The sequence below is a fragment of the Clostridium sp. AF50-3 genome, assembly GCF_003477445.1.
Lineage (GTDB): Bacteria > Bacillota > Clostridia > Lachnospirales > Lachnospiraceae > Otoolea > Otoolea fessa.
On sequence record NZ_QUDH01000014.1, the window covers coordinates 38,911 to 62,318 of the forward strand.

Genomic DNA, 23,408 nt, shown 5'->3' on the forward strand with positions numbered 1-23,408 from the left:
TGTTCACTCCTCCTATCGCATCTATCGTGTCTTATATAATCTGCATTTCTCGTGATTTATATTCTTGATAGGGATAGATAACGAAGCTGCCTTCCATATTATCAGCGCCATGATTAGCGCCATCAGCATCAAGAATAGCATCATCCGTGGTGCTATTTGTCATCTGATTTAAAAGTTCCGGAAGGATTTTTGCAGCCTAATACAATTTTCTGTAATCTCCGCCATAATAAAAATATCTCCATCATTTCAAAAGAGAATGACGGAGATATTTCGCCCTGCTTATTCTTGTAGCAACCAATCGGCTATATCATGGATTTCGATTCCTTCATAACTATATTTTGGATGTTTGGTTCTGGCAATAATCATTTTCGGATAAGCATCTCGGATCTGAAGCAGAGGAGAGCATTCTCTCTCAAATGTTTCCTGCCCGGAAATGTTGTCACTGACCTGAATATAAATCTTCTCGCTGCCTCTCTGAGCAACAAAGTCGATCTCCTTTTGATAGAGCTTGCCGACATAGACATCGTATCCACGGCGAAGAAGTTCGATGCAAACGATGTTTTCATATACTCTGCCGTAATCCATATTTCTGCTTCCCAGTATTGCATATCGAATACCGCTGTCACACAAATAGAACTTTTCAGAGCTTTCAAGGTATTTCTTGCCTCGGATGTCGTATCTCTTAATATCATAAAATACAAAAGCATTGCACAAATACTTAATGTACTTGCCGACGGTTACATGATTGGTCGGAGTCTCATTTGCTGTCAGCAGCTGACTGACCTTATTAGGAGAAGTCAGGTTGCTGATATTATCCATAAGGAACTCGCTCAGACGCTGTAAAACCAAAGTGTCCGGGAGCGCATATTTCTGCACCAAATCCCTTGTAACAATCGTTTCGTAGACCTCTTTGATATAGTTTGTTCTGTCTTTTTCGGTTCTGTAAGCGTAAGAACCTGCTAAACCGCCCTTGATAGCGTAATCATCAAAGAGCTTATCTTTATCACTAACATCATCATAATATTGGCAATATTCCTGGAAGCTGAAAGGAAACACATGAATTTCAATATAGCGTCCGGTAAACAGCGTTGCCAGATCCGCACTCAACAGGAACGCATTGGAGCCTGTTACATAGATGTCGTATTTTCCCTTAGAGTACAGGCTATTGATTGCCAACTCAAACTTGGGGCACATCTGCACCTCGTCTACAAACAGGTAGTTCGTTTTACCTTCCTGATAATGTTCTTCCACATAGGCGTGTAAGGCATGATATTCCTTGATTTCCTCATACGCCAAATCCATGAAGTCAATGAAGATAATATTGATGTTTTCAAAATGGCTTTTCAGATACTCAATATACGCCTGCATCAGCTTGGACTTACCGGATCGACGAATGCCCGTGATGATCTTGATGTCAGGAGTGTCATTCAGTTCAATGATTCTATTGAGATATTTTGCTCTCGTGATTGTTTTCATATCGTCACCCGCTTTCAAAAATTGAAATTTTTTCATTTCTCGAAACCGATTCACTGTACTTATTATACTGTCTGCTAATAGTATATGCAAGATGTCGCTTTCAAAAACATAAAATTTTTTATTTTTTGAAAGTGGAAATTATGTAAATGCTGCCCCAGGCATCAAGCCTATCCTGTTTACACAGGTTCATTATCATCTTCATCGACGGAGCTATCTGCATCATCGTTCTCAAACTCCGCATGTACATAACGATATTCAATTTTATCCGCTATAACAGCATGGCACTCAAAACATCTGCCTTTTTTGATTAGCTGGATTTTTGGCACGATTTTGGGGCTGATTAGCTGGAAGGGTGATTATTCCGGAAGCCTATTCTCATACATAATACTCAACTCCCCATAAACCTGCCCCCAATTTCGAATTGTACTGGTCCAGCGTTTCGTTGCTTCAAATGTCGCTAAATACAAGGCTTTCAGCAATGCTGTATCGCTCGGAAATACGCTTCTTTGGCGATTTAGCCTCCGATAGGTGGAATTTAAGGATTCAATATCATGAAATGATTCTCCTACCTCTTCCATCACCTGATCAAGAGTAAAACTCTCTTTCTTGGAGAAGGTCTTTCCTGCGTCCTTTGTTTCATCTGCATCCAGAACATACTCAGCTATTCTTTCCGCATTTTCCACATAGTTCAGACTAATATATTCATCTAATAATTTTCTGAATTCTTCAGTAAACATTTATTCCAACCTCCATTATTTGCATGCGTAAGTAAATCTCATATTCTGACAGATTAATTCCAAAGTGCTTCTGAATGATTCCTTCGTGACCTTTAATTTACCAGATTTACTTCTTGCGTCTGCAGTGTAAGGCATACTCGGCTTATTCTTTATCTTTTCACTAAAGATTAAATCAACATATTTTCTTATATCTTAATTTTAATTTTTCGTCTGGATATATCTGCCACACGGTGGCAATCATTTCCATATCTTTCAATTCTTTGTACATTATAGTTTTATCTATTTTACTACGACCAGTTGCTTTTCTTACCCTATTATCGTTAATTACCTTTATTGTCTCTATGATTTTATTTCTGTTTTCTTCTGTGCAATTCATTCCCAAATATATCTTAGATAGCTAAGGCCAAACTCTTTCGTTTTGTGCAGGCTTCCCTTTTGATTTTTATACGAATCAAGCATATCATTTTCAATATCTTTATGATTTCTGGTTACTATCCTATACTCTTTTTCATATTTCCATACGCTATCTTTTGTATACATAATTTTTCCACATGAATGCATCTGTCTTCTTTGTATACCATTCATTCCTTTTTGCTCCACCATCTGTTCTAATGCCTGCCCCTTATTCTCAAGCCATGTTTTTATTTCATCATCGTAAGATTGTCTATTTGCTACATACGCAACAGGAATCACTTGTTCCTTCCTATTTCCCTGTAATGTGTACTCTACACACATTCCTGCATGAGACTCAGCATAATGAGCCCACATCAGTTTATCATCCCATTTTCCACTTAAACATATAATTTCATTTCGATCCAATACATCTTCGTAAAATTCTCTTATTTCATCATTTTCTTGACTCGCATATAACATCTTAAATTCAAATGGATCATTCAAATATTTTACCCTAGATGCCCAAATCTCTTCTTTCTTAATTGTTTGAATTCTCTTTGTTCTCATCATTCCTGAACCTATAGGTTGATACTTGTAAAGATGATTTGGAATAAATTTATTCTTATACTTATCTGCCTGCCATTCACTTTTTTCAATTAAATCTAAAAATTCATTATATGAAAATTTTTCTCTCATAAAAATACCCCCTTATATTAATATAAAGTTTGCTATTTTTTTATTGTATCCTAATCGTTGTTGCTGCGCAAGTTAGCAAGCAGTGCCCTTGTGAGCACACAGGGCGTCTTTGCTCGTTGGAGGCACATCCCCAATCACCTAAAAATGTCATCTTCGATGCCAAGCTGCGCCCACACTTTGTGTGTGCTGATTCATTCCAGATTTCCGGAAATAAAAAAAGAGGGGTAGTCGCAATTCTTTGGCTTTGCTAACTACCCCTGTGATTATCGCTGCTGTTGTCGTTTCTTTTTCAGATCCTCTTCCTGGTTCCATCTCTGCTGTGCCGCATAGAACGATTCCACGTTTTGCTTTGCAATCTGATAATCCCGCATCTCTTTTTTTATTTTTTGTACTCGCTGTAAGCGCTCTTTTTCTCGTATAACAGCCTGACAAATTCTTCATTCAGATCTTTTACCTTCGGAATCTTTCCAGCTGGTAGTTTTGAAAATGATTCCTTTGCTGCTTTATGAAGTGTGATTTCATCACGACGGGCTTCATAAAATTTCTTGCTGTAGCCGGATTTTCGGTAAGCGATATAGGTATCCCTGGTCTTGGAATAATTGATAATGCGGGTTTTGATTACCTTGTTTGCCGCCATCTTTTCCTAAATATCCACAACCAGATCAAATTTTCTTTTCGCTGTTTTTGCCTACTCCGGCATATTGGGTTTTTCATTTTTCGTCGGTGGTGCCATCTCTCCGGCAATCACTTTTTTCAAATTTCCTTCTGAGAATTCTTCTCCCAGAGACCGGAACCGGATGAACCGTTTCTGCTCTTTTCCACGGATTGCTGTATGCTTTCCGCGCTTGATTTCATATCCCTTGTCATTCATCATTTCCAGAAGGTTGTTGAAATCTGCTGGATGTTTTTGCAGACAATTCAAGATATCTTCTCTGATTCCGTCACGCATCTGTCGCACAAACAAGGCTCTCCACATCGTCCCTTGCCATAAGTTTTTTCAGAATACCGAACTGCTTTTTCGTACCGGAAGATCCCTCATACTTCCAGTCAGAAGGAAAAATAGGCAAATCTGTACACTTCCATTTGGCATATCGTTCATCGTAGCGTTCCGGCTGTGCCAGTTCCACCAGATGACCAACACACCAGCTGACAATATAGCCATTTCCTATGAGAAAACCATCTTCACGTTTATTTTCACCAAGCACCTTTGCAATGCTTTGGGCAATCGATGGTTTCTCCGCCAACACCAATTTCATTTGCATCTGCTCCTTTCTCAAAATTAGCAGCCACACACAAGAACATGCATGACTGCTATGTATCCATTTAGAAAAGATTTTTGCAACCTGACACAGTTTTCTATTCCGAAATCTCCATCATCATAAAAATATCTCCATCATCCCATGGAAAAATGATGGAGATATTTGCTTAAATACGGACATAGCCGGTAGATGGACCTGCACCAACTTTTGCGACATACCCACTCTTAACCAGATCCGTCAAAGTCCTTTCCACGGTAACTCTGCTTATATCAGGACAAAGCTCCATGATCTCTTTCTTTGTTATCTTGCCAACCTTGTTATCAATAACTGCTTTAATTCTATCAGGCTTAGAAAGACTGCGATGCTTCAAATGCTCTACACGACTTTCAAATTCATTATATGCTTTCAGCATGATACCCAGATAATACTTAACAAAAGGCTCATAGCTGTTTTCGCCCTCATGCCAGCCAGTAGAACTTGCTTGAAGAGCTTCATAATATGTTTCTTTTGTCTTTTCAATCAGCATTTCCATACTGACATATTTCCCAACGATGTATCCAGCCTTATAAAAAAGCAGTAAAGTGAGCAACCGACTCATTCTACCATTTCCGTCATTGAAGGGATGAATACACAGAAAATCCAGAATGAACATGGGAATTAGGATCAGTTTATCAATGCGGTCAGCTTCCCACGCTTCAAGGAAGCGAGTGCAAAGTTCTTCCATCGCTTCAGCAGTCTGAAATGCAGGGACCGGAATAAAACGTGCTTTCTGATGACCCTCGGCATCTGTTTCTGCAATTACATTATCGGAGTTCTTATAACTTCCACCGGCAGTCCCCTGTGAATAGGAGTACAGATCTCGATGTAACTGCAAAATAATGTTCGGTCTTGGAGTGATATATTCATAGCCTTCGTGGATTGTAGAAAGCACTTCACGATAACCGGCAATTTCCTGTTCAGATCGGTTGCGGGGTTCTGCTTTTTGGCTTACCAATTCTTCCAAACGCTTATCGCTTGTAAAAATACCTTCGATTCGATTGGATGCTCCTGTACTCTGAATCAAAGCAACTTCTAAGAGTGTTTTCAGTTCATCTACATTGGCTTCGAGAAATAATTCCTGTTTGCCTTTATGTTCGTGGATGCTGCTAACCATCTGAACAATTTCAGGTATCAGCAACTTCGCAGGACTTACAATATAATCAAAATCTCTCATAGGAATCTCCTTCATTTCAGATTTATCTCCATCATTTTAGCATCAAATGATGGAGATTTCATAGGTATGATGGAGATAGACTCCCCACACCCACAGGGAATATACTCATTTTAGAAAAGTTTTTTGCAACCTTTAACTCTTTTCCTCTCCAGAACGGTTTTTGCATCAATAATTCCTATGTAAAAGCAACCCGAAGGCTGCCCCAGGAATCAAGCCTATCCTGTTTACACAGGTTCATTATCATCTTCATCGATGGAGCCATCTGCATCATCGTCCTCAAACTCCGGATCGTACCCACAGTCCTCGTCATCGTCCACATAATCAGCATCCGGATCAGGCTTTGCCGCTTCCTGTGCCTTCTTCTTTTCCTGGACTTTCTTAAATACGAAGAATCCACCACCACAGGTAGCACAATCAGAGTAAGAATCGCTGGGAGCATATTCGTGGATTTCGGCTTTTCCTCCGGTGCCGGTTCTATAATTTCAGGAACCGTTTCAACCACTTCTGGCTTTGTTTCTTCAACCGGCTTAGTGAACTCTGCAACTTCCTCCTCGTCCATCAGCTTGAGCAACCAGAGCCCTCTTTTCCTCAGCTGTGCCATACAAAAGAACATCCAGCAGATATTCGATATGGCTTTCTCGTTGCAGGGCTTCCACGAACAGAGGATGCCATTCGTCCTCCGGCTGCTTTGGTGCGTATTGCTGCTTCCATGTCCTGAGATGATGGAAGTAATCGGACAGCACCTTGTAGCACCTGCTTTCTTCCTGGCTGTATCTCTGTTCCTGGGTAGGCTCTCGGATATGGGGCTTGATTCTGTGCTTCTGCCTGTTGTCGTAGCTGATACTGAAATCGTCAGCCAGCTTCATAGCGGCGGCTTTGCTGGGCAGTCCGAACAGACGGGAAACAAAATCAACTGCATCTCCGTCCGCTTGGCAAGCGAAACAATGGAAACGCTTGTCCACCTTCATGCTGGGATTAGCCCATACCCTTCCCTCCTATTCTTTTCATCTCAGATCGTCATCTGGTTTTTGGCAACAAAAAAGCGCCATGCCCATCACCGGTACGGCAATGAGCTGACGCTATATTTTGAATCCATATTCTTTTGCAAAAGAAAACAAATGAGAGATTATTGTTGTGTTTCATCTCTAATTTGTCTATGATAATATTATCACACCGTAAAACAGAAAAAAAGATTTTTATGGTTAGTACTTAGTTAGTTTTTGGTTATGGATGGTCAGTTTTAGGTTAGTATGAACTCCATCCAGCAGTTTGCGTATAAAAAATTAAAATATGCATAATAGCCAATTAACGCTTTGATTGAAATTTTTTACAGGAGAACATTATGGACGGGCACGAATATGAATATGCATGTGCACAGTATTTAAAGAGAAATGAATTTACTAAAGTTCAGGTCACAAAAGCCAGTGGTGATCAGGGCATAGATATTATTGCTACTAAGGGAAAAAAATACGGCATCCAATGTAAATACTATTCCGGCGCTGTCGGTAACAAAGCAGTTCAGGAAGCATATGCCGGTTCCAAATTTTACGGATGTGATGTAGCAGTCGTAATGACTAACAATACCTTCACAAAATCTGCAAAAGAATTAGAACCGTTTATGATACATTGGCATTCCTTCTAGTATTCCCAATTTTGTTTTTCGCAGTTATGTGTGTATTATCATCTCTGTGGTCCAATAGACTTGATGTTGAATTGTTACTAATTACTCTTTCCATATTTTTACTGGATTTCTGGATCATATATCGAAATACTTGGCAGAATATATGCAAACGCAATTCTGATTTATTGATATTTATAGGTGTGGAAGAAACCGATTGGAACAAGAAAAAATTGTCTGTTGGAGATCTTGATTCTATTCTGCAAAAAATGGATGATAAACGCAACCTGCTGTCTGATAAACAATATAAGGCGCTTCGTACAGTAGAAATCGCACTCTGTAATTTCCGCAACGGCATCATCGATGATTATTATAATAAGCATCCTGAGTTGTCCATCAGTGAGGCAGATTATCGTATGCCAAAAGGATAATAAACATCCAACCATTTTATGATAGAATGAATCATATGAAAGAATTAACTGGACATTGGAGGATTCTGATGAAAAAACGAAAGAAAATTATTTTATGGATTGCAGTTATTGTACTGGTATTATGTTCGATAACAGCACTATCGATAAAGCCAGATATAGATGCTTCTGGCAAGGATTTATTCTTGTATAGAACGAGTGGCTTCTCATTGTTTTTGATTTGGCTGTTCGGCCTTATCATAGAATTAGATATATTCCATATTAAAAAGAATATCCCGCTGGTAAAAAGTGATCGTATCAGTCTGCATATCATCTTCTGGATTATTTTGATAATTCTATCGCTTATTGTATTCGGGGTATTCTACAACTCTACAAGTCAAGATTTCAAAAATGCTTTATCAGAAGTAACCGAAAATGAGACTGATTCAAACAAGGTTGAAAAATTCGAACCAATAGCCTCGGATAATGTTACAGAAAAAGCTGACGATGCAGAATATGAAGAAAATATATCCACTTCTGAATCTTCCTTTGAAATTCAATCTGATTCTACAAGTGAAGAAAACAATTCAGACATTTCTTCAAGACTAATAGAGGATGAAACTTATTATTTTGATGATGCTTCATTTATAGTCAATGGCATACAGCTGACCGTGAATAATATAATACTTCACAGAGAATATAAGCCAGAAGGATATAGCTTGGAAGTAGAATATTCCTTACTGAATCAAAATGACACAGATGCTACATTTGAATTTTCATCTCAATCCGGAAATAATTTCGTTCTGAACGGTCAAAAGGCAAGGATGACAAAACAAGCATCTCATTCCCAAAACCATTGTACTGAGTATCACCTGAATTCTAAAGAAGAAACAGAAGCATTTATCGGTGATTTTTATGCACTTTCAAGTTCTGCCGGGAAAATGATCGACGGTGAAAATTTTGAAGCAGTTGACATATCAAATCTTTATTCCGGTCAGCAGCTAACAATCAATTTTCAGATCAATGGTATATGCAACGATCAAACCGAAACTATGACAATCTCATTTGACATTGATCTATGATAATCTCAAAAAGCTGAGGTGGAAATTTAAAAATCCACCTTGGCTTTTTCCTTGCCTCTATTTCAGAGACTTATTTTTTGTTTCGGTTTATCGCTCATCCAAGCAAATTATAAAAATGGCCGCACACATCTCCAATACCATACTCAATTACATTCCATTGTCTGTGGGTGAATTATCTCTTATCGTAATATACTTCTGACCGGTTCAATGTAGTTCTGTTTTACAGTTATCATCTTTATGCAAATACATCATCCAAAGCTGCCATCTCCGGATTAACCTTTTTTCTTTCTAACCCACGTTATTTTACAGCCACGGTTACCACTGTTTCCTTTTTTCGACATAAGCCAATAAAACATAGAACAAAATATTAATGCAAATACAACGCCAAAAACATTCTGAATCACTCTAAGGCCAACTGCTCCTTTTAGTCCATAACTCTCTGTAGCAATGGCCAAAGCACCAAATGTGTTAAATACTGCCTGCCAGCCATATTTTGCAGAAAGTCCTACACCGATTCCACCAAGGATTCCTATATATGCATAGATTGACGAAGGAAGCAGAAAATATAATACTGTAAAACATATAACACCTGCAATATTTCCGACAATCCTTTTACGGACTCTGTAGTGCATATCTTCCATAAACGGCAAAATCGCGGACATGGCCGCAATACCAGCCCACATTGCACGTGGCATATTACAAAGTTCTGCAATGCAAAGGACAATCGGTACGCATAAAATCTGACATATCTGCCATTTTGTTCTGGAAGAAGATATATCAAATTCCTGTACCAAATCATTCAAATTTCTTTTATACGTTCTGTTTTTATGATTTCGATAAAATACGAAGCAGGTAAGTGCTGCACCTAATGCCATTCCGGTTAATCGCATCTGATAACTTTTTCCTGTTACATCATATCCATACAATAACAGATAACCAAGAACCAATGTGGATTGGTTAAACATGAATGGGTTATGACATCCGAACAGAATCAGCACTGCCAGTGCAGCAATGTTTAACAGCATTCCAAGTACCGGTGAAAGCTGGTTTGCTAAATGCGGACATACGGTTATAATTACAAAGAACAAAGCCAAAAGCATCGTAGATTGTCCGGTGTGGATCCCCAGATCCGCATTCCGAAATACCATAAGGCATAATAAAACTACTACACCCACAATACTATTCTCATTTCCAAATAAGATACTGAAAATAGTAACAAATAAAAAACAAAATGCCATTGTAACAGCTATCTTCACCAGATATACCCACATATGATATAATTTTTCTTTCACTGTTTCACTCTTTTTCAACAGATTTTTAGAACCTGCCTGATTTAACTGCAATTCCTGATAAAATGTCATGTAATTCCTCCTCTATCTGTTTTTCTTAAACTTATATGGCCTCATCTTTCTGTATTGGAAGCTCTACAACAAATCTACATCCACCATATTCCCGGTTTTCTGCCTTGATCGTCCCGCCAGCACTATCTACGATCCGTTTCACAAGTGCAAGGCCGAGACCATTTCCTTCTGCTTTGTGAGAACCGTCTGCCTGATAGAACTTGTCAAATATTCTGGTTTTCACATCATCCTCTATTCCCGGTCCTTCATCTTCCAGAATAAACATTACAGAATCCTTTTCCTGCTTCAGAAACATCGTAATTGTCCCCTTTGCAGGACTGAACTTAATCGCATTATCTAAAAGATTCATCCATATATGCATAAAAAGTCCTTCATTCCCAGTATATTTAACTTCCTCCAGCTCTACCTGGAAACCAATTTCTTTTTCTGTCCATTTTGTCTCCAGGGAAAGAAATGCCTGACGGATCTGTTCATCCAAACGATATTCTGTTTTTTTCATTGGTATGTTCTGATTCTCTAACTTGGATAACAGCAAAATATTACCAACCAATCCAGAAAGTCTTTGGGTGTTAAATAAGATTTTTTCTACATATTCCTCTTGATCCGGAGACAGTTCTTCTCCCTGAAGCAGCATTGTATATCCTTCAATGGCATTGATCGGGGTCTTAAACTCATGAGAAACATTGGAGACAAAATCCATCTGCAGTACTTCTGTTGCACGAAGCTCTTTTGTCATCACATTAAAACTCTGGTAAGATTCTCCAACTTCTGCGATACGGCTGTTCGTTTCCAAGTGCTGTTCAAAATCTCCCTGCGAAACTTCCTTCATTGCTTTACTAAGTCTGGTAATTGGTTCCAGTAACTTTGCATTGATAAAGGAAGTGATCAGCCCTGCAATCAATGTATTGAAAATCAAAAGCCAGCCAAGCACAGGTATGCTACCAGGCAGATTAAAAAAATGATTCAAAAAAGCAAATAATAACGCAGATATGACTGTTGAAAATACAAGTGCCAGCCAGATTGCACCAGTCAGACAGGATCGGATCCGCAATCCTTTTTCTTTCTTTTGTTCCATTATTTTTTCACCACCTTGTATCCAATTCCACGCATTGTTACGATTTCAAAATCCGGGTTATCTTTCAAACGCTCCCTGATTCTTCCTATATGTACCTCTATCGTATGTGGGTCTGCCTCCGTCTCGTATCCCCATACTTCATCCATCAACTGTTGTTTTGTAAATGTTCTGCCTGGCGAAGCTGCAAGCTTATATAAAAGCAGGAATTCTTTTTTAGGCAAAACAAGACTTTCCTTATCAGTTGTAACCGTCATTGCATCATAATCAAACTCTGTTGAACCGATCACAATTTTGTGTTCATTCAATATCTGTGCACGGCGAAGCAGTGCTCCGACTCTTAAAACCATTTCATTCACATTTACCGGTTTTACCATATAATCGTCACTTCCCGAAAGAAATCCCTGGCGCATATCATCAAAGGAACCTTTCGCAGTGATCATAAGTACCGGTATCTGATATCCTGCTGAACGGAGTTTCGACACCAGTTCATAACCATCCATAACCGGCATCATAATATCGGAAATGATCAGATCAATATACTCTTTATCCAATATTTCTAATGCCAGTGCTCCATCCGATGCACTTTTGACCTGATATCCATTCTTCTCAAGCACTTTTTGGAATAGCTGGCTTAATTCTTTATCATCTTCTACAATTAATATTTGAAACACGATCTTCTTCCTCCTTTATCAGAACAGATATCTTGCCCATCCAAGCAGATGCTGTACCAAAAGTACGTTTCTCTGACGCTTCTTTGTCAATTCAATTGGCTCTACATGATACGGATCACGATAGGTTCCATCTTCCAATACCTGTCGGGACACTCTTTCATATTCCATCATGCCTTCTTCCAACTGTTTATTAATCTCTTTGCTACGTATTACAAGCATCAGTTCCGTATCCAGATACGTGCTTCTCATATCCATGTTAAAGGAACCGATTACGGATAGATCATCATCGATCAGGATGCTTTTTCCGTGGTAAGAATAGCCGCCTTCATACTCCCAGATATCAATTCCTGTATTTAAAATTCTGTTTCTGTTTCTCGCATAATCAGCAGAACCAAACGGATTTCCATTGTTGGCAACCGAATTGGTCATGATAGAAAAATCCGGAACTCTCTCCGCAATCTCTTTCCATGTATTATACATCATATCATTGCAGATAATATATGGTGTATGAATTTTCACGCGCTCTTTTGCATTTTTCATTAGTTCTCCCAGTTGATACCAGACTACTGGTTCCTTGGGACCTGTGTGGATAGGATTTGAAACTAATGCAATCTTTTCTGTCTCAAAAGTTTCGTCCGTGTAATCGGTATCGCAGATTCTTTCCTTATTCTCTTCAAAATATTTCTGATAGCCGTTCTGCAGCTCTAAAACTGCGTTCTTTACAGATTTTCTATTTACCAGTTTTTTATTGTTATGAAAATAACCACTGTCTTCCTGATTCCATATGGTTTCAAAATACTCTGACAACTGGTTAACTGAATTTTCTTTCTCAGGTTCATCGCAAACCACTAACACGTCTCTGTCATAGTTCTTATGTCCCGGAAAATCACCCAGGAAATAATTGTATGTATTTCTTCCCCCAAGAATATATCTCTTTCCATCTGCAATCAAATATTTATCATGCATTCTACCCATCATTTTCCACGGTTTCAACGGATTGGCCTTATTATACAGTTTAATTTCAACATTCTCATGGGAAGATAATCCATAGAAATACGGATTTCCTTCCATATCAATCCAGCTCTCCATTCCATCTACTAACAGACGAATATGTACACCTCTGTCTGCCGCATCATGCAGTGCTCCTAAAATCAATTTTCCACTTTCATCGGATTGAAATGCAAAAGTAGAAAGAATAATTTCCTTTTTTGCATTCTTGATCAAACGCACTCTTTGTAAAAGCGCTTCTGGATTCTTTTCTATGATTACTGCCCGTTCTGTATTTTCACTGCATTCGTTCCATGACCCATTTTTTGTTTCTTTTTTGGTTGTATTGGACACCTCCGGCTGCTCTTTATATGCAACGCAGATTCCGAGCAATTCATAAAAAGCCACACATAAAAAAATTGCCAGTATAACAAGAAGGATTTTACATATTTTATGCTTTTTCATTGTACAGCACCTGATTCCTTTTTATTTCATACTTATACAATACAAAGTCAATCTCAATTTAACCTCAACAAAATTTATTTTTCATAAAAAATATGACCGGCTTCTTTTTAAAGAAAGCCAGATAATTGAGTTCATCCAGACTTTCGTATTCTCCCAGCATTTCATACAGCCCATCGACATAACAGTCATAATCACTTATGAACCATTCTTCATAAGGATTACCAAAGTCATCTTTTGAACCGATTCCAATTCGTTCAAATACTTTTTTCAGATCTTCTGATGTGGTAGGAAACTTTACCCATTCGCCTACCAACTCCCCTTCGTTATATTTTCCGAGATTCGTGATGTAAGCTTCAAATGGGCAATCGTGGCCATATTCATATGCCATGCTATTTCCTCCTGTTTCATTTTTCAGGTCATCACCCGGTTTTCGGCATCAAAAAAAGCGCCATACTCATCACCATTCCGGCAATGAGCAGACGCTTTATATTTTGTCCGTATTCTTTTGCAAAAGAGAAACAAATGAAATGTAAGTTTGTAGCTCATGTCTCATTTGTCTATGATAATATTAGCACAGGTCAATTCTGAAAAAAAGAGGTAGAATGGTAGCAAAAGGATAGCAATTGGTAACAACATGGGAGTAATACGGAAACATGCTGCACATTCCCCTATCCTCTATCCGCAGACTCTACACATATAACCATAATCTGTTCATCTTGATCTTCTATCTCATCATTATGATGTTCTATAAATTCATCAAGTTTGTGTATAAATTTCAGATGTTGAACTTTCTGTGTAAATAACTTCTTATAATTAATAGATTCCATATACTGCTCTTCATCAGTAAAGTGTTTTACTGTATAATCACGAAGATTTTCCAATATTATGTCAATTCTATCATATTTATTCCATTATAATATTCTGGTTTCATTTCATACATCCATTAGTCCTGCTTTCATTTTTATTCAGCCTTTGAAAACTGGTCTTTGCCTACAAAACATAACGGACATTCAAAATCTTCCGGAATATCCTCCCACTTTGTACCAGGTGCAATACCACCTTCTGGATATCCCTTCTCCTCATCGTATTCCCATCCGCAAACATCACATACATATTTCATTTGTTGTTCCTCCTTGTAAATACATTAATACACAGCCTATATTACGGTTATATTTGTGTTGTTCTTAAATCTTAATATGTATAAATGCTTTTAGCATTTCCATAATCCATGCAGGTTACAATATGCATATACTTCTTCTACCTGTTCACCATCGCAAAGACAAAAATCTGCTATCGGCTCCTGCCCTGGATTTAACTGTTTTCTGTATATTCCCTGATTGGTATTTAATGTAATCCACTCAATGAAATGTTCTTCAAGCATTGGATGTTTTGTCTCTCCGACCACGACATGAACATAATTGCCTTCCACTGTATATACAGGCACGTGCTTCTCAACAGCCGCATCTGTCACACCGGCTTTTAATTCCTGCATAGGTTCTCCGCAACAAATTACAGGAACACCTTTATCCTTTACCTTTTCAACAATGTTTCCACAATGCTTACATATATAATACTTTACTTCCATGCTTTTATCTCCTTCCATGTGTATAATTTATAGTTCAATCGTCTCTATAATCTTTTCAAAGAATCTGCAGATTTCTTAAGCTTTAATGCTTCCTCACCACTTAAATTAATAGGTATATTAGACTCAATACCATCAACACCTACAATAACTGGCATACTTAACGATACTCCGTCAATATCATATACGCCATGAATTATGTGCGATACCGGAAGTATTGATTTTTCATTTCTCATAATTACTTCACAGATTCTTTTTACAGACATTGCCATTCCATAATATGTAGCGTGCTTTTTATTTATTATTTCATAAGCACTGTTCTTGACTGCTAATAATCTTATCTCCTTAATAATTCTCTTCATGTACTTCAAAATAGCTTTGTGGATGGTTACATACCGGACATACCTCAGGAGCCTTTGTTCCTACCACAATATGTCCGCAGTTACGGCATTCCCATACCTTAACTTCGCTCTTTTCAAATACCTGTGCAGTTTCAATATTCTTAAGAAGTGCACGATATCTTTCCTCATGGTGCTTCTCAATCTCACCTACTGCCCTGAATTTTGCTGCAAGCTCAGGGAATCCTTCTTCCTCAGCTGTTTTAGCAAAGCCGTCATACATATCTGTCCACTCATAATTTTCGCCTTCTGCCGCTGCCGCCAGGTTTTCCTTTGTATCACCAATTCCTGCTAATTCCTTGAACCACATCTTTGCATGTTCTTTCTCATTATCTGCAGTCTTTAAAAACAATGCTGACATCTGCTCGTAACCTTCCTTTTTCGCTACAGAAGCAAAATAGGTATACTTATTTCTTGCCTGTGATTCCCCCGCAAATGCCTCCTGTAAATTCTTCTCTGTCTGTGTTCCTACATATTTATTTTCTGCCATCTCTTTTACCTCCGTTTTCTTTACTACTTTTTCAAAATCTGATGCCGGGTGCTTGCACAAAGGACATATAAAGTCATCCGGTAATTCCTCGCCTACATATTCATATCCGCAAATTCTGCAACGCCATATTGTCTGACTGTCCTCTGTTTTTCCAACCTCCTGTGGCTTAGGCTTAATGTTATTCTGATAATAATCATATGTTACTGAAGGAACATTGCTTAAAACTTCCATATCGGTTATCTCACCGATAAACATCGTATGTGAACCTAAGTCCTCTGTTTTAGTAACTGTCACAGAAATGTATGCATTTGTACCTTCTGTAATATAATAAATACCATTCGTGCCCCTGGCACACTGCTCAAATGCTTCAAACTTATTGGTATCTCTTCCTGATTGGAAGCCAAAATGTTTGAACAATTCAAATTGTGCCTTCTGACTTAAGACTGATACAGTAAATTTTCCGGTTCTTTGAATCATATCATGCGTATAATTTGCCTTATTTACACAGATACTTAACTGGTTTGGTTCCGAAGCTGCCTGAATGGCTGTATTAATGATGCATCCGTTATCTTTTTCTGCTTCTTTAGCGGTCAATATAAACAGTCCATAACTCAACTTATACATTGCTTTCCTATCCATGCTGTTCCTCCTTTACCTTCTCCCTGCATTTCGGGCAAATGCCTTTAAATGAAATATCGTAATCCACAAATTCAATTCCATGAGTGTTATGAATTCTTTCCAGCAAATCCGGTATTTGATCCATATCCACATCAAAAATTTCACCGCACTTTATACATCTTACATGGTAATGATTTTTCAATGTAAAATCAAATCGGTTCGGTCCATTCGGAACTTCAACCTTTCTTAATGCACCTTCCTCTACCAATATATCAAGATTTCTATATACAGTTCCTTTTCCAATTGATGGATATGCTTCTTTTATAAATTCATACACTTCAATTGCCGTAACGTGTCTTCTCATTTCGTATACGGTATTTCTTACGAGATCTTTTTGAATGGTATTTCTCCTACTTGTCATCCGTCCTCCTTATTAGGATTAGTTCTTAATAAGAATTATATACCGCTATCATCCTGTTGTCAATAAAAATAGTAATGATTCTCATTATTATAAAAGGTGCTAAACTGAGCATCTTTTACCTGAATAACTATTTTATTTTGCGTTCAAATATATATTCTGAATCTGAAGATAAATCAGACCTAAACGAATATCCGAGTCTGTCAAATTTCTGAATCTCCACCGGATTTTCAATATTATTTTCCGCTATGAATCTGACCATTTCACCACGAGCCATCTTGGCATAGGTACCTTTTGTTACCAATTTATCTCCGGATAACTCACAAAATACAATCGTAATATATCTGTCCTGTGGTGTCAGATACTTTTCTATACATTTCGAGTATTCTTTTGATGCAAGATTAATGATAATCCTGCTGTCATCAATTACTGAATGATATAACCGGTCCCCCCAGTAATCATATAGATTTGTTGTTTCTTCAATCTCAGCTTTTGCCTGCATTTCAAGGCGATAAGGAGTCACACCATCCAGTGGTTTTAAAATGCCATAAAACGCAGACAAGATTCTTAAATGATTTTGCAGATACTCAAACTGCTGGATTTCAAACACAGCTGGTGCCATATATTGAAATGCAATTCCTTCATATGCTAAAACAGCCGGAGTAAGTCTGTTATAAAGATCCATATTTTCCAATCTGTTAACGTTCTGCTCTGCAATCTTGTCATTACATTTCCAGATAGCTTTCAGTTCCTCTTTTGATTTGCTTTTCATCCAGCTTAATATCTCTGCTGTCTTATCAATAAAGGTAGGCAGTTCAACCGGTGCTATGTTATCTGTATCTACAATCATCTTTTTTGCAGGTGACAATATAATCTTCATCAATTTAATTCCTTAAGCATATTTTCAGGATCATCTGCCGCCTTGACTTTATCATTTGCCTTTCTAATGATTCCCTGCTCGTCAATAAGATATGTGGTTCTTACCACACCCATAGAAACCTTGCCATAGTTTTTCTTTTCTTTCCAGACATCATATGCTTCGATCACCTTACGCTCCGGATCTGCCAAAAGTGTAAATGCCAATCCATATTTTTCCTCAAATTTCTTGTGAGAGGCTACAGAATCCTTACTGACTCCAAGGATCACCGCACCTTTCTCGGTGAATTGTGGATAACGCTCAGAAAAGCCACATGCCTGCTTCGTACATCCTGGTGTATTATCCTTTGGATAAAAATATAAAATTATTTTTTTACCTAAATAATCACTTAATTTATGCACTTCTCCGTTCTGAGCCGGCAATTCAAAATCCGGTGCTTTTGTTCCTATCTCTAACATTTACTATTCCTCCGCTTTTGTATTTTCCACCTGTTTTCTTGTTCTTTTATTACCTGAAATCATTTTATGACCAGAATAGACTGCCATAATCATGCATATCAGAGAGCCAAATGCAAAGTATTTGTGTGCTGCTTTTAACCCTTTATATCCTGTATAAAAAGTTCCAACCATTGTAACTATTGCTCCGATTGACCAATATTTATGTGCTTTCATTTTATACCTCCAAATTGATTAAGCTGTTTCCAAAATAAATATCTCTGGATCATTAACAATATTATACCTTCCATTCATCACTTTCTACAAGTAAGAAAAGAAAAATACTCAATCCATGTAGAGATCGATGTAGCATTCACAGTTTTTAACCGCCTTATTGAAAATGTAATCTGCCATCTTATCAAATAATACAAAAGGATGTATCACGATAATTCTCCCATTACCTTGACGCATCCTTTCGTATTGTATTTTTTTCTATTCTTCTTAATGACAGCTATGGTTTCCACATCCATGTTCACCACATGTATGTCCCTCTCCGTGGCTGTGCTCATGGTGAGAACACTTAACATCTGGATTATAATCAAGTGTATCATTGATAAAAGCTTCTACTGCTTTATCTGCATCTCCTGAAACTCCGCCAAAAAGCTTAATGCCTGCTGCCGCTAACGCAGTCTGGGCACCTCCTCCTATTCCGCCGCAGATCAAAACATCAGCATTTAATGCATTAAGAACTCCTGCCAATGCACCATGTCCGCTTCCATTCGTATCTACTACTTCTGAATACAATCTATAATGATAAAATCATAAAATTCCCTTAATCTCTCAATAAGTGACCTCATAATCAGTTCCCTGCTCATTGCGTTTACCAAAGATACCTCAATCGCTGATAATTCTATATTGGCCGGTATCAGATCCACACCTTCCTTATGATGAAGGATTGTTTTTTCCATGTTCAGTTTTTCATCATTCACAATATTTAGCATCAGCGTTGCAAGAGAATACTCCATTTCATCCGGTTCCTCATACCCTAAACTAATTGTGAGACTGCCCTGCGGATCTGCATCTATCAGAAGAACCTTTTTCCCTTCCTGTGCCAATCCGATTCCTAAATTCACGCACGATACCGTCTTTCCAACTCCACCTTTTTGATTTGATACTGCTATGCACCTGCTTCGCACTGTCACCACAAAGTTCTCCGATTACGTCAATACTCCTCTTTCCTGTATTGTGGTCAACTTGACTACAATTCTTTCTGCCTGCCTTTTTTTTGATGGCATCATATTTCATCTTATAGGCATAGGCCTTTTCACTTGGTGTAATTTGCTCTCTCTGCAAATTGGAATCGACCATGATCACTACTGCTTCATCATCCTGCAACATACAAATGATTACCGGAATTTTCTTATATCCCAGCTTCTCAGCCGCATATTTTCTTCTGTGGCCAGAAATAATTTCGTAGTAGCCTTCAATCTTTGGACGAACAATCAATGGATTCAGTACACCATACTTTTTTATGCTGTCCTGCAGCTCAATCATCTGACTGTCTCCGATCACTTTAAATGGATGATTTGAAAATGCTCTTAACCGTTCCATTTCAATCTCAACAACTTTTTCATCCGGATCTCTTACATCCGTTTTTTTATCCATAAGCTATCCTCCTCTAAAATATCTGTAACGAAAAAATCCGCCCAGAATAGATTCTTAATCTAATCTGAGCGGATAGATCCGTCAGGCCTGTTTTGTTCAGGCAAGAAAACCATATTTACATTCATTGACACCCCAATCCTTATCCTACGCTGTAGTTATCTCCGTTCGGTGCCAGGATTGAATTATTGCATTGGTGCCCGTTAAGAAATTTCGGTGCTCGATATCTGCGTTTAAGTGTTCTCTCGGTGCTCATGAGCACCGGAAAAAAGAAAAAGCAGCAATGAGCTTTTACGATCATTGCTGCAAAAAATGCACGTTCCCAGGGGGAATCGAACCCTCAACTAGTGCTTAGGAGGCGCTTGTTATATCCATTTAACTATGGGAACAAATGCCGTATTTTCGGGCTTTTTCAGCCTTTTCGGTCACGGCGACCAACTTTATGAACTCAATCACTTTCGTGATGAATTATCTCTTTCTTATCTCTTCTGATTTTTCAGATTTCGCTTCCTTAAGTGATCCTCAAACGCTACCCTTTTTCTTCAAAAAGGTTCCGCCATGGTTCTACCTTAGGAGGCGAACACTCTATCCTACTGAGCTACAGAGATTTATATGTTACGTGAACATATATCGTATTTTCATACTGCATTTTATTATAATTCATTTTCATGTGTTCCGCAACTATTTTCTCTTCCTACCCGCTCCGGATGTAATTTCTGTGTAACTGTTCACGGGTAGCACTTTGGGAACCGACGATTTTTTATAGACCTTTACGCAAAATGAGCCGTTCCCATCATCCATATTTTTCCTTTAAACCGACGTCCCGGAAGCGGTTCTCCAAGCAGGTCCATCTTATTGATACCTACGCGGAAATACAGCTCGTTGCATTCCACCTTGAGATCATAGATTTCCTCGCCGGTAAACCTGTTTTTCTTACATACAACCTCTTTGATCTCGCCTAAAATCGAATACTGATCGCACTCGATCCCGCTTGGCATAAAAGTTGTATCGACGATCGAATAAATATCCTCTCTCGTCGCCCGGCGCGATGCCATCGAATAGAGATCCAGATCCTCGATTGTTAAGGACTCCATCGCATCCTCGTCGCCATTTTTTGCCGCTTCCAAAAGTTCATCCCGGTTTTTCGCCGCCACTTTGGCTTTTTCAATCTGCAGCGCCGTCTTTTTGATCGGAAGAAGCACCTTGCCCCGATTGGCAAATCCTGCCAGGCTGACCGAAGTCACCTGTAAGCGCTCGCGCTCTTTCCGGTAACACTCCCTGTATTCGATCGGATTCAAGAGATAAAAGATCAGCGAAAGCCCTACCTTATACTCATCCAGAAGCCCCGCATAGGTTTCCTTCTCCGTATGACGCTGAATGGAACATTCTGCCCGCGAGGTTACCTCCTCGTTCAGGATATAGGGATAATAATACTCTATCTCCATCTCATCCTGCTCATTCAGCTCCCCATACATCGCCACGCCGATCCCCGGCGCAACTTCTGTCTTGATCTCATATAATTCGGTCTCCCTGTCAAGCTGAAGACAGCTGGAGGTTCCCGCCTCTCTCGCCAGACAGCGAAGCAGGCACGGATGTCCTTCTTCTTCTGATACATACTAAATCCGGCAGCTCGCAAAAAACGATGCATATTGACTCCTTCTAACTACAATCCGCAGCTGCTGCCAACACATACAGCCGCCTCATTTCTATCCTTTATTTTCCTTACTTATACCCAAGCGCACGCTCCAGTGCTTCCTTCTCTTCACTTCCTAAAAGCACCTCGGTCTTGCCCTCTACGACATCCTTCAGATACAGGTAACAGCCTTCACGGCTGTGAACAGAATTCAGCACAAATCCCGTGTTGTTATCATCCAGCATGGCAATGACAAAACTCAGATTGCCGCCCATGCCCTTAAACGCATTGTACTTGACAATACCGGTTTTCTGGTATCCAGCCTGCGCCTTGGAGACAACCGAATCCACCAGGCGTTTTGTATCTCCGTCCTTTGCCCGCAGATACTCGGTCTCATCCACCAGTTCCATGATCGTGTCTTCGAGCGTCTCCGCATCTTTTCCCCGCATAAACATATCATATCTGCGATACAACTTCCTATACTGCGAAAAACAGATGACGGACGCAATAAATGATATGAGTGTCAGGATCGCCAGAACGATCACGATAACCCCCGGATCGATGCCAATCCCGCTAAAAATACTGCTCTCCATCTTTCATTCCTCATTTCCCATCATCCGTCCCCTGGGACGAATTTTGTGTGATTACTGTCTTAATGACTCCAAAAGCTCAATCAGACGTTCCAGTTCCGCTGATGAATAGTATTCGATCTCGATTCTGCCTTTATTCTTATCCTTGCGGTTGATCGAAACCTTCGTTCCCATAACTCCTTTCAGCTTCTCTTCCACATCCTTGAAAAAGACCTCCATATCGCGTTCCGGCTCTGCTTTCTTTTTCGCCTTTTTCGGCTTCAAAAGCTCTTTCACCAGACGCTCGACCTCGCGGACGCTCAAATGATTTTCTACTGTTTTAAGTGCCAACTGGTACTGTTTTTCACCATCTTCCAGCGAAAGAAGCGCTCTTGCATGACCTCCGGTAAGCCGGTCCTGAATCAGCATCTCCTGCACTCTCTCATCCAGTTTCAAAAGACGCATGCTGTTCGTGATCGTCGCACGGTTCTTCGCTACGCGCTCTGCCACGTCCTCCTGACGCAGCCCAAACTCCTGAATCAGCATCTGGTAGGCTTTCGCCTCCTCAATCGGATTTAAATCTGCACGCTGTACATTCTCGATCAGGGCGATCTCCATCGTCTGCTGTCTCGTATACTCGCGCACGATCACCGGAACTTCCCGAAATCCTGCCAGTTTGGCAGCTCTCCACCGGCGCTCTCCGGCAATCAGCTCATAACGATCGCCCTTTTTCTGAACCAGAAGCGGCTGCAGCACGCCGTAACGGCGGATGGATTCTGCCAGCTCTCCGAGCTGTTCTTCATCAAACATCTTACGCGGCTGGCTGACATTTGGCTCAATCTCCGAAATATTTAGAAATTTCTCTTTTTCCACCTCAACGATCTTTACGACCGGCTCCGCTTTTGCCGTCTGTGTCTTCGATTTTACCGCCGTCTCCCCGGCTGTGCGGGTTTTTCCTTCTGTCGTCGTCTTTCCGGATGCCTTTGCAACTCCCACACGGCTGCCTTTTCCCACTGTTTTCGCAGCTGTCTTTCCGGCAGACGCCGATTTTTTCTGTTTTTTAGATCCCGGAAGCACCATATCCAGCTCTTCCAGGCTCTTTTTCTCTATCTCCTGTTCCGTCTCACGAACGGAAGTCTTTTTTCCGGCTTCATCCGATGGCTTTGCGCTGCTTTTTCCCGCTTCTGCATCCTCGTAATCATTTCCAAAAAAAGCTCCCAGTCCTCTGCCAAGCCCCGTTCTCTTTGACATTTCCTTCCTCCTCACGAACCTCCCGACGCCCCCGGC

The 23,408-nt window shown here is 39.5% G+C and carries 27 protein-coding genes, 1 tRNA gene and 5 pseudogenes; 3 read left to right on the top strand and 30 right to left on the bottom strand.

The features are described from left to right. Window positions 1-279: 279 nt before the first annotated feature. The 10 genes and pseudogenes from DW085_RS14150 to DW085_RS14195 all read right to left on the bottom strand — a co-directional run bounded on the left by DW085_RS14150 (window position 280) and on the right by DW085_RS14195 (window position 6,742). Entirely contained in the window at window positions 280-1,512 is a 1,233-nt protein-coding gene (locus tag DW085_RS14150) for an ATP-binding protein (protein WP_118493280.1), read from the bottom strand. A gap of 320 nt (window positions 1,513-1,832) precedes the next feature. Then, a pseudogene (locus DW085_RS14155) lies at window positions 1,833-2,051 on the bottom strand (transposase); the annotation flags it as partial. 334 nt (window positions 2,052-2,385) lie between these two features. Beyond that, the gene (locus DW085_RS19415) at window positions 2,386-2,589 is read right to left on the bottom strand and encodes a hypothetical protein (RefSeq protein ID WP_118493282.1); all 204 of its coding nucleotides are present in this window, start codon (window positions 2,587-2,589) and stop codon (window positions 2,386-2,388) included. Continuing rightward, entirely contained in the window at window positions 2,586-3,302 is a 717-nt protein-coding gene (locus tag DW085_RS14165) for a DUF2971 domain-containing protein (protein WP_118493284.1), read from the bottom strand. Before DW085_RS14165 ends, DW085_RS19415 begins: the two co-directional genes overlap by 4 nt. A gap of 379 nt (window positions 3,303-3,681) precedes the next feature. After that, window positions 3,682-3,939, bottom strand: a complete 258-nt coding sequence (locus tag DW085_RS14170; protein ID WP_118493285.1) for a hypothetical protein — start codon at window positions 3,937-3,939, stop codon at window positions 3,682-3,684. Between the two features lie 51 nt (window positions 3,940-3,990). Continuing rightward, on the bottom strand, window positions 3,991-4,260 hold the full coding sequence (locus tag DW085_RS14175) for a relaxase/mobilization nuclease domain-containing protein (protein WP_147353958.1): 270 nt from the start codon (window positions 4,258-4,260) through the stop codon (window positions 3,991-3,993). Continuing rightward, window positions 4,247-4,558 (bottom strand): annotated as a pseudogene (locus tag DW085_RS14180) (toprim domain-containing protein); the annotation flags it as partial. The pseudogene DW085_RS14180 and the gene DW085_RS14175, both read right to left, overlap by 14 nt. Window positions 4,559-4,727: 169 nt before the next feature. Further along, a complete protein-coding gene (locus DW085_RS14185; protein ID WP_347475106.1) occupies window positions 4,728-5,774 on the bottom strand; it encodes a Fic family protein in 1,047 nt (348 codons plus the stop codon). Between the two features lie 175 nt (window positions 5,775-5,949). After that, window positions 5,950-6,345, bottom strand: a complete 396-nt coding sequence (locus tag DW085_RS19930; protein WP_243034040.1) for a hypothetical protein — start codon at window positions 6,343-6,345, stop codon at window positions 5,950-5,952. Continuing rightward, entirely contained in the window at window positions 6,302-6,742 is a 441-nt protein-coding gene (locus DW085_RS14195; protein ID WP_118493291.1) for a CHC2 zinc finger domain-containing protein, read from the bottom strand. The genes DW085_RS19930 and DW085_RS14195 overlap by 44 nt, the downstream gene beginning before the upstream one ends. A gap of 374 nt (window positions 6,743-7,116) precedes the next feature. Here DW085_RS14195 and DW085_RS14200 point away from each other — a divergent pair, with 374 nt between their 5' ends. The 3 genes from DW085_RS14200 (at window position 7,117) to DW085_RS14205 (ending at window position 8,881) form a co-directional block, all read left to right on the top strand. Beyond that, window positions 7,117-7,416: a restriction endonuclease gene (locus DW085_RS14200; protein WP_118493293.1), complete on the top strand. Its 300-nt coding sequence runs from the start codon at window positions 7,117-7,119 to the stop codon at window positions 7,414-7,416. 179 nt (window positions 7,417-7,595) lie between these two features. Further along, the gene (locus DW085_RS18905; protein ID WP_147353959.1) at window positions 7,596-7,823 is read left to right on the top strand and encodes a hypothetical protein; all 228 of its coding nucleotides are present in this window, start codon (window positions 7,596-7,598) and stop codon (window positions 7,821-7,823) included. A 68-nt stretch (window positions 7,824-7,891) separates the two neighbouring features. Continuing rightward, on the top strand, window positions 7,892-8,881 hold the full coding sequence (locus tag DW085_RS14205) for a hypothetical protein (protein WP_118493295.1): 990 nt from the start codon (window positions 7,892-7,894) through the stop codon (window positions 8,879-8,881). Window positions 8,882-9,153: 272 nt separating this feature from the next. Here the strand turns inward: DW085_RS14205 and DW085_RS14210 are convergent, their stop codons facing one another. From DW085_RS14210 to DW085_RS14310, 20 genes and pseudogenes are all read right to left on the bottom strand, one after another. After that, window positions 9,154-10,242 (bottom strand): FUSC family protein, encoded by a 1,089-nt coding sequence (locus DW085_RS14210; RefSeq protein ID WP_118493297.1) that lies wholly within the window; start codon window positions 10,240-10,242, stop codon window positions 9,154-9,156. A 31-nt stretch (window positions 10,243-10,273) separates the two neighbouring features. Continuing rightward, window positions 10,274-11,317 (bottom strand): HAMP domain-containing sensor histidine kinase, encoded by a 1,044-nt coding sequence (locus DW085_RS14215; RefSeq protein WP_118493299.1) that lies wholly within the window; start codon window positions 11,315-11,317, stop codon window positions 10,274-10,276. Beyond that, window positions 11,317-11,988: a response regulator transcription factor gene (locus tag DW085_RS14220; protein ID WP_107000933.1), complete on the bottom strand. Its 672-nt coding sequence runs from the start codon at window positions 11,986-11,988 to the stop codon at window positions 11,317-11,319. Before DW085_RS14220 ends, DW085_RS14215 begins: the two co-directional genes overlap by 1 nt. 18 nt (window positions 11,989-12,006) lie before the next feature. Next, entirely contained in the window at window positions 12,007-13,440 is a 1,434-nt protein-coding gene (locus DW085_RS14225; RefSeq protein ID WP_118493301.1) for a phospholipase D family protein, read from the bottom strand. Between the two features lie 115 nt (window positions 13,441-13,555). Further along, window positions 13,556-13,828: pseudogene (locus tag DW085_RS14230) on the bottom strand (antirestriction protein ArdA); the annotation flags it as partial. Between the two features lie 573 nt (window positions 13,829-14,401). Continuing rightward, on the bottom strand, window positions 14,402-14,560 hold the full coding sequence (locus DW085_RS14240; RefSeq protein ID WP_107000935.1) for a rubredoxin: 159 nt from the start codon (window positions 14,558-14,560) through the stop codon (window positions 14,402-14,404). 90 nt (window positions 14,561-14,650) lie between these two features. Further along, on the bottom strand, window positions 14,651-15,025 hold the full coding sequence (locus DW085_RS14245) for a desulfoferrodoxin family protein (protein WP_107000936.1): 375 nt from the start codon (window positions 15,023-15,025) through the stop codon (window positions 14,651-14,653). A gap of 44 nt (window positions 15,026-15,069) precedes the next feature. Continuing rightward, the gene (locus tag DW085_RS14250; RefSeq protein WP_347475107.1) at window positions 15,070-15,384 is read right to left on the bottom strand and encodes a hypothetical protein; all 315 of its coding nucleotides are present in this window, start codon (window positions 15,382-15,384) and stop codon (window positions 15,070-15,072) included. Then, window positions 15,368-16,549 (bottom strand): rubrerythrin, encoded by a 1,182-nt coding sequence (gene rbr / locus DW085_RS20220; protein ID WP_107000937.1) that lies wholly within the window; start codon window positions 16,547-16,549, stop codon window positions 15,368-15,370. The genes DW085_RS14250 and rbr overlap by 17 nt, the downstream gene beginning before the upstream one ends. After that, complete coding sequence (locus DW085_RS14260) at window positions 16,542-16,949, bottom strand: transcriptional repressor (protein ID WP_107000938.1); 408 nt, start codon at window positions 16,947-16,949, stop codon at window positions 16,542-16,544. The genes rbr and DW085_RS14260 overlap by 8 nt, the downstream gene beginning before the upstream one ends. Before the next feature lie 127 nt (window positions 16,950-17,076). Beyond that, entirely contained in the window at window positions 17,077-17,826 is a 750-nt protein-coding gene (yaaA, locus tag DW085_RS14265; RefSeq protein WP_118493303.1) for a peroxide stress protein YaaA, read from the bottom strand. Then, window positions 17,826-18,281, bottom strand: a complete 456-nt coding sequence (gene bcp / locus DW085_RS14270) for a thioredoxin-dependent thiol peroxidase (RefSeq protein WP_107000940.1) — start codon at window positions 18,279-18,281, stop codon at window positions 17,826-17,828. Before bcp ends, yaaA begins: the two co-directional genes overlap by 1 nt. A 3-nt stretch (window positions 18,282-18,284) precedes the next feature. Beyond that, window positions 18,285-18,494, bottom strand: a complete 210-nt coding sequence (locus DW085_RS14275) for a DUF6219 family protein (RefSeq protein WP_015516636.1) — start codon at window positions 18,492-18,494, stop codon at window positions 18,285-18,287. Between the two features lie 264 nt (window positions 18,495-18,758). Then, window positions 18,759-19,061: pseudogene (locus DW085_RS14280) on the bottom strand (NifB/NifX family molybdenum-iron cluster-binding protein); the annotation flags it as partial. Continuing rightward, a pseudogene (locus DW085_RS14285) lies at window positions 19,055-19,390 on the bottom strand (AAA family ATPase); the annotation flags it as partial. The pseudogenes DW085_RS14285 and DW085_RS14280, both read right to left, overlap by 7 nt. Continuing rightward, on the bottom strand, window positions 19,308-19,922 hold the full coding sequence (locus tag DW085_RS14290) for a ParB/RepB/Spo0J family partition protein (protein ID WP_242995809.1): 615 nt from the start codon (window positions 19,920-19,922) through the stop codon (window positions 19,308-19,310). The pseudogene DW085_RS14285 and the gene DW085_RS14290, both read right to left, overlap by 83 nt. A 314-nt stretch (window positions 19,923-20,236) precedes the next feature. Further along, window positions 20,237-20,308: transfer RNA gene (locus DW085_RS14295), tRNA-Arg, on the bottom strand. 381 nt (window positions 20,309-20,689) lie between these two features. Continuing rightward, window positions 20,690-21,505: a DUF3881 family protein gene (locus DW085_RS14300; RefSeq protein ID WP_347475109.1), complete on the bottom strand. Its 816-nt coding sequence runs from the start codon at window positions 21,503-21,505 to the stop codon at window positions 20,690-20,692. A 136-nt stretch (window positions 21,506-21,641) separates the two neighbouring features. Beyond that, window positions 21,642-22,145 (bottom strand): DUF4446 family protein, encoded by a 504-nt coding sequence (locus DW085_RS14305; protein WP_107000950.1) that lies wholly within the window; start codon window positions 22,143-22,145, stop codon window positions 21,642-21,644. A gap of 51 nt (window positions 22,146-22,196) precedes the next feature. Continuing rightward, window positions 22,197-23,372, bottom strand: coding sequence for a ParB/RepB/Spo0J family partition protein (locus DW085_RS14310; RefSeq protein ID WP_118493305.1), 1,176 nt, complete (start codon window positions 23,370-23,372; stop codon window positions 22,197-22,199). Window positions 23,373-23,408: the final 36 nt, after the last annotated feature.

Bases quoted from the DNA above. Each gene is read 5' to 3' on its own strand.
- DW085_RS14150 (WP_118493280.1), bottom strand. From the start codon at position 1,512: ATGAAAAAATTTCAATTTTTGAAAGCGGGTGACGATATGAAAACAATC.
- DW085_RS19415 (WP_118493282.1), bottom strand. From the start codon at position 2,589: ATGAATTGCACAGAAGAAAACAGAAATAAAATCATAGAGACAATAAAG.
- DW085_RS14165 (WP_118493284.1), bottom strand. From the start codon at position 3,302: ATGAGAGAAAAATTTTCATATAATGAATTTTTAGATTTAATTGAAAAA.
- DW085_RS14170 (WP_118493285.1), bottom strand. From the start codon at position 3,939: ATGGCGGCAAACAAGGTAATCAAAACCCGCATTATCAATTATTCCAAG.
- DW085_RS14185 (WP_347475106.1), bottom strand. From the start codon at position 5,774: ATGAGAGATTTTGATTATATTGTAAGTCCTGCGAAGTTGCTGATACCT.
- DW085_RS14195 (WP_118493291.1), bottom strand. From the start codon at position 6,742: ATGAAGGTGGACAAGCGTTTCCATTGTTTCGCTTGCCAAGCGGACGGA.
- DW085_RS14200 (WP_118493293.1), top strand. From the start codon at position 7,117: ATGGACGGGCACGAATATGAATATGCATGTGCACAGTATTTAAAGAGA.
- DW085_RS14205 (WP_118493295.1), top strand. From the start codon at position 7,892: ATGAAAAAACGAAAGAAAATTATTTTATGGATTGCAGTTATTGTACTG.
- DW085_RS14210 (WP_118493297.1), bottom strand. From the start codon at position 10,242: ATGACATTTTATCAGGAATTGCAGTTAAATCAGGCAGGTTCTAAAAAT.
- DW085_RS14215 (WP_118493299.1), bottom strand. From the start codon at position 11,317: ATGGAACAAAAGAAAGAAAAAGGATTGCGGATCCGATCCTGTCTGACT.
- DW085_RS14225 (WP_118493301.1), bottom strand. From the start codon at position 13,440: ATGAAAAAGCATAAAATATGTAAAATCCTTCTTGTTATACTGGCAATT.
- DW085_RS14240 (WP_107000935.1), bottom strand. From the start codon at position 14,560: ATGAAATATGTATGTGATGTTTGCGGATGGGAATACGATGAGGAGAAG.
- DW085_RS14245 (WP_107000936.1), bottom strand. From the start codon at position 15,025: ATGGAAGTAAAGTATTATATATGTAAGCATTGTGGAAACATTGTTGAA.
- DW085_RS14250 (WP_347475107.1), bottom strand. From the start codon at position 15,384: ATGAAGAGAATTATTAAGGAGATAAGATTATTAGCAGTCAAGAACAGT.
- rbr (WP_107000937.1), bottom strand. From the start codon at position 16,549: ATGGATAGGAAAGCAATGTATAAGTTGAGTTATGGACTGTTTATATTG.
- DW085_RS14260 (WP_107000938.1), bottom strand. From the start codon at position 16,949: ATGACAAGTAGGAGAAATACCATTCAAAAAGATCTCGTAAGAAATACC.
- yaaA (WP_118493303.1), bottom strand. From the start codon at position 17,826: ATGAAGATTATATTGTCACCTGCAAAAAAGATGATTGTAGATACAGAT.
- bcp (WP_107000940.1), bottom strand. From the start codon at position 18,281: ATGTTAGAGATAGGAACAAAAGCACCGGATTTTGAATTGCCGGCTCAG.
- DW085_RS14275 (WP_015516636.1), bottom strand. From the start codon at position 18,494: ATGAAAGCACATAAATATTGGTCAATCGGAGCAATAGTTACAATGGTT.
- DW085_RS14290 (WP_242995809.1), bottom strand. From the start codon at position 19,922: ATGGATAAAAAAACGGATGTAAGAGATCCGGATGAAAAAGTTGTTGAG.
- DW085_RS14305 (WP_107000950.1), bottom strand. From the start codon at position 22,145: ATGGAGAGCAGTATTTTTAGCGGGATTGGCATCGATCCGGGGGTTATC.
- DW085_RS14310 (WP_118493305.1), bottom strand. From the start codon at position 23,372: ATGTCAAAGAGAACGGGGCTTGGCAGAGGACTGGGAGCTTTTTTTGGA.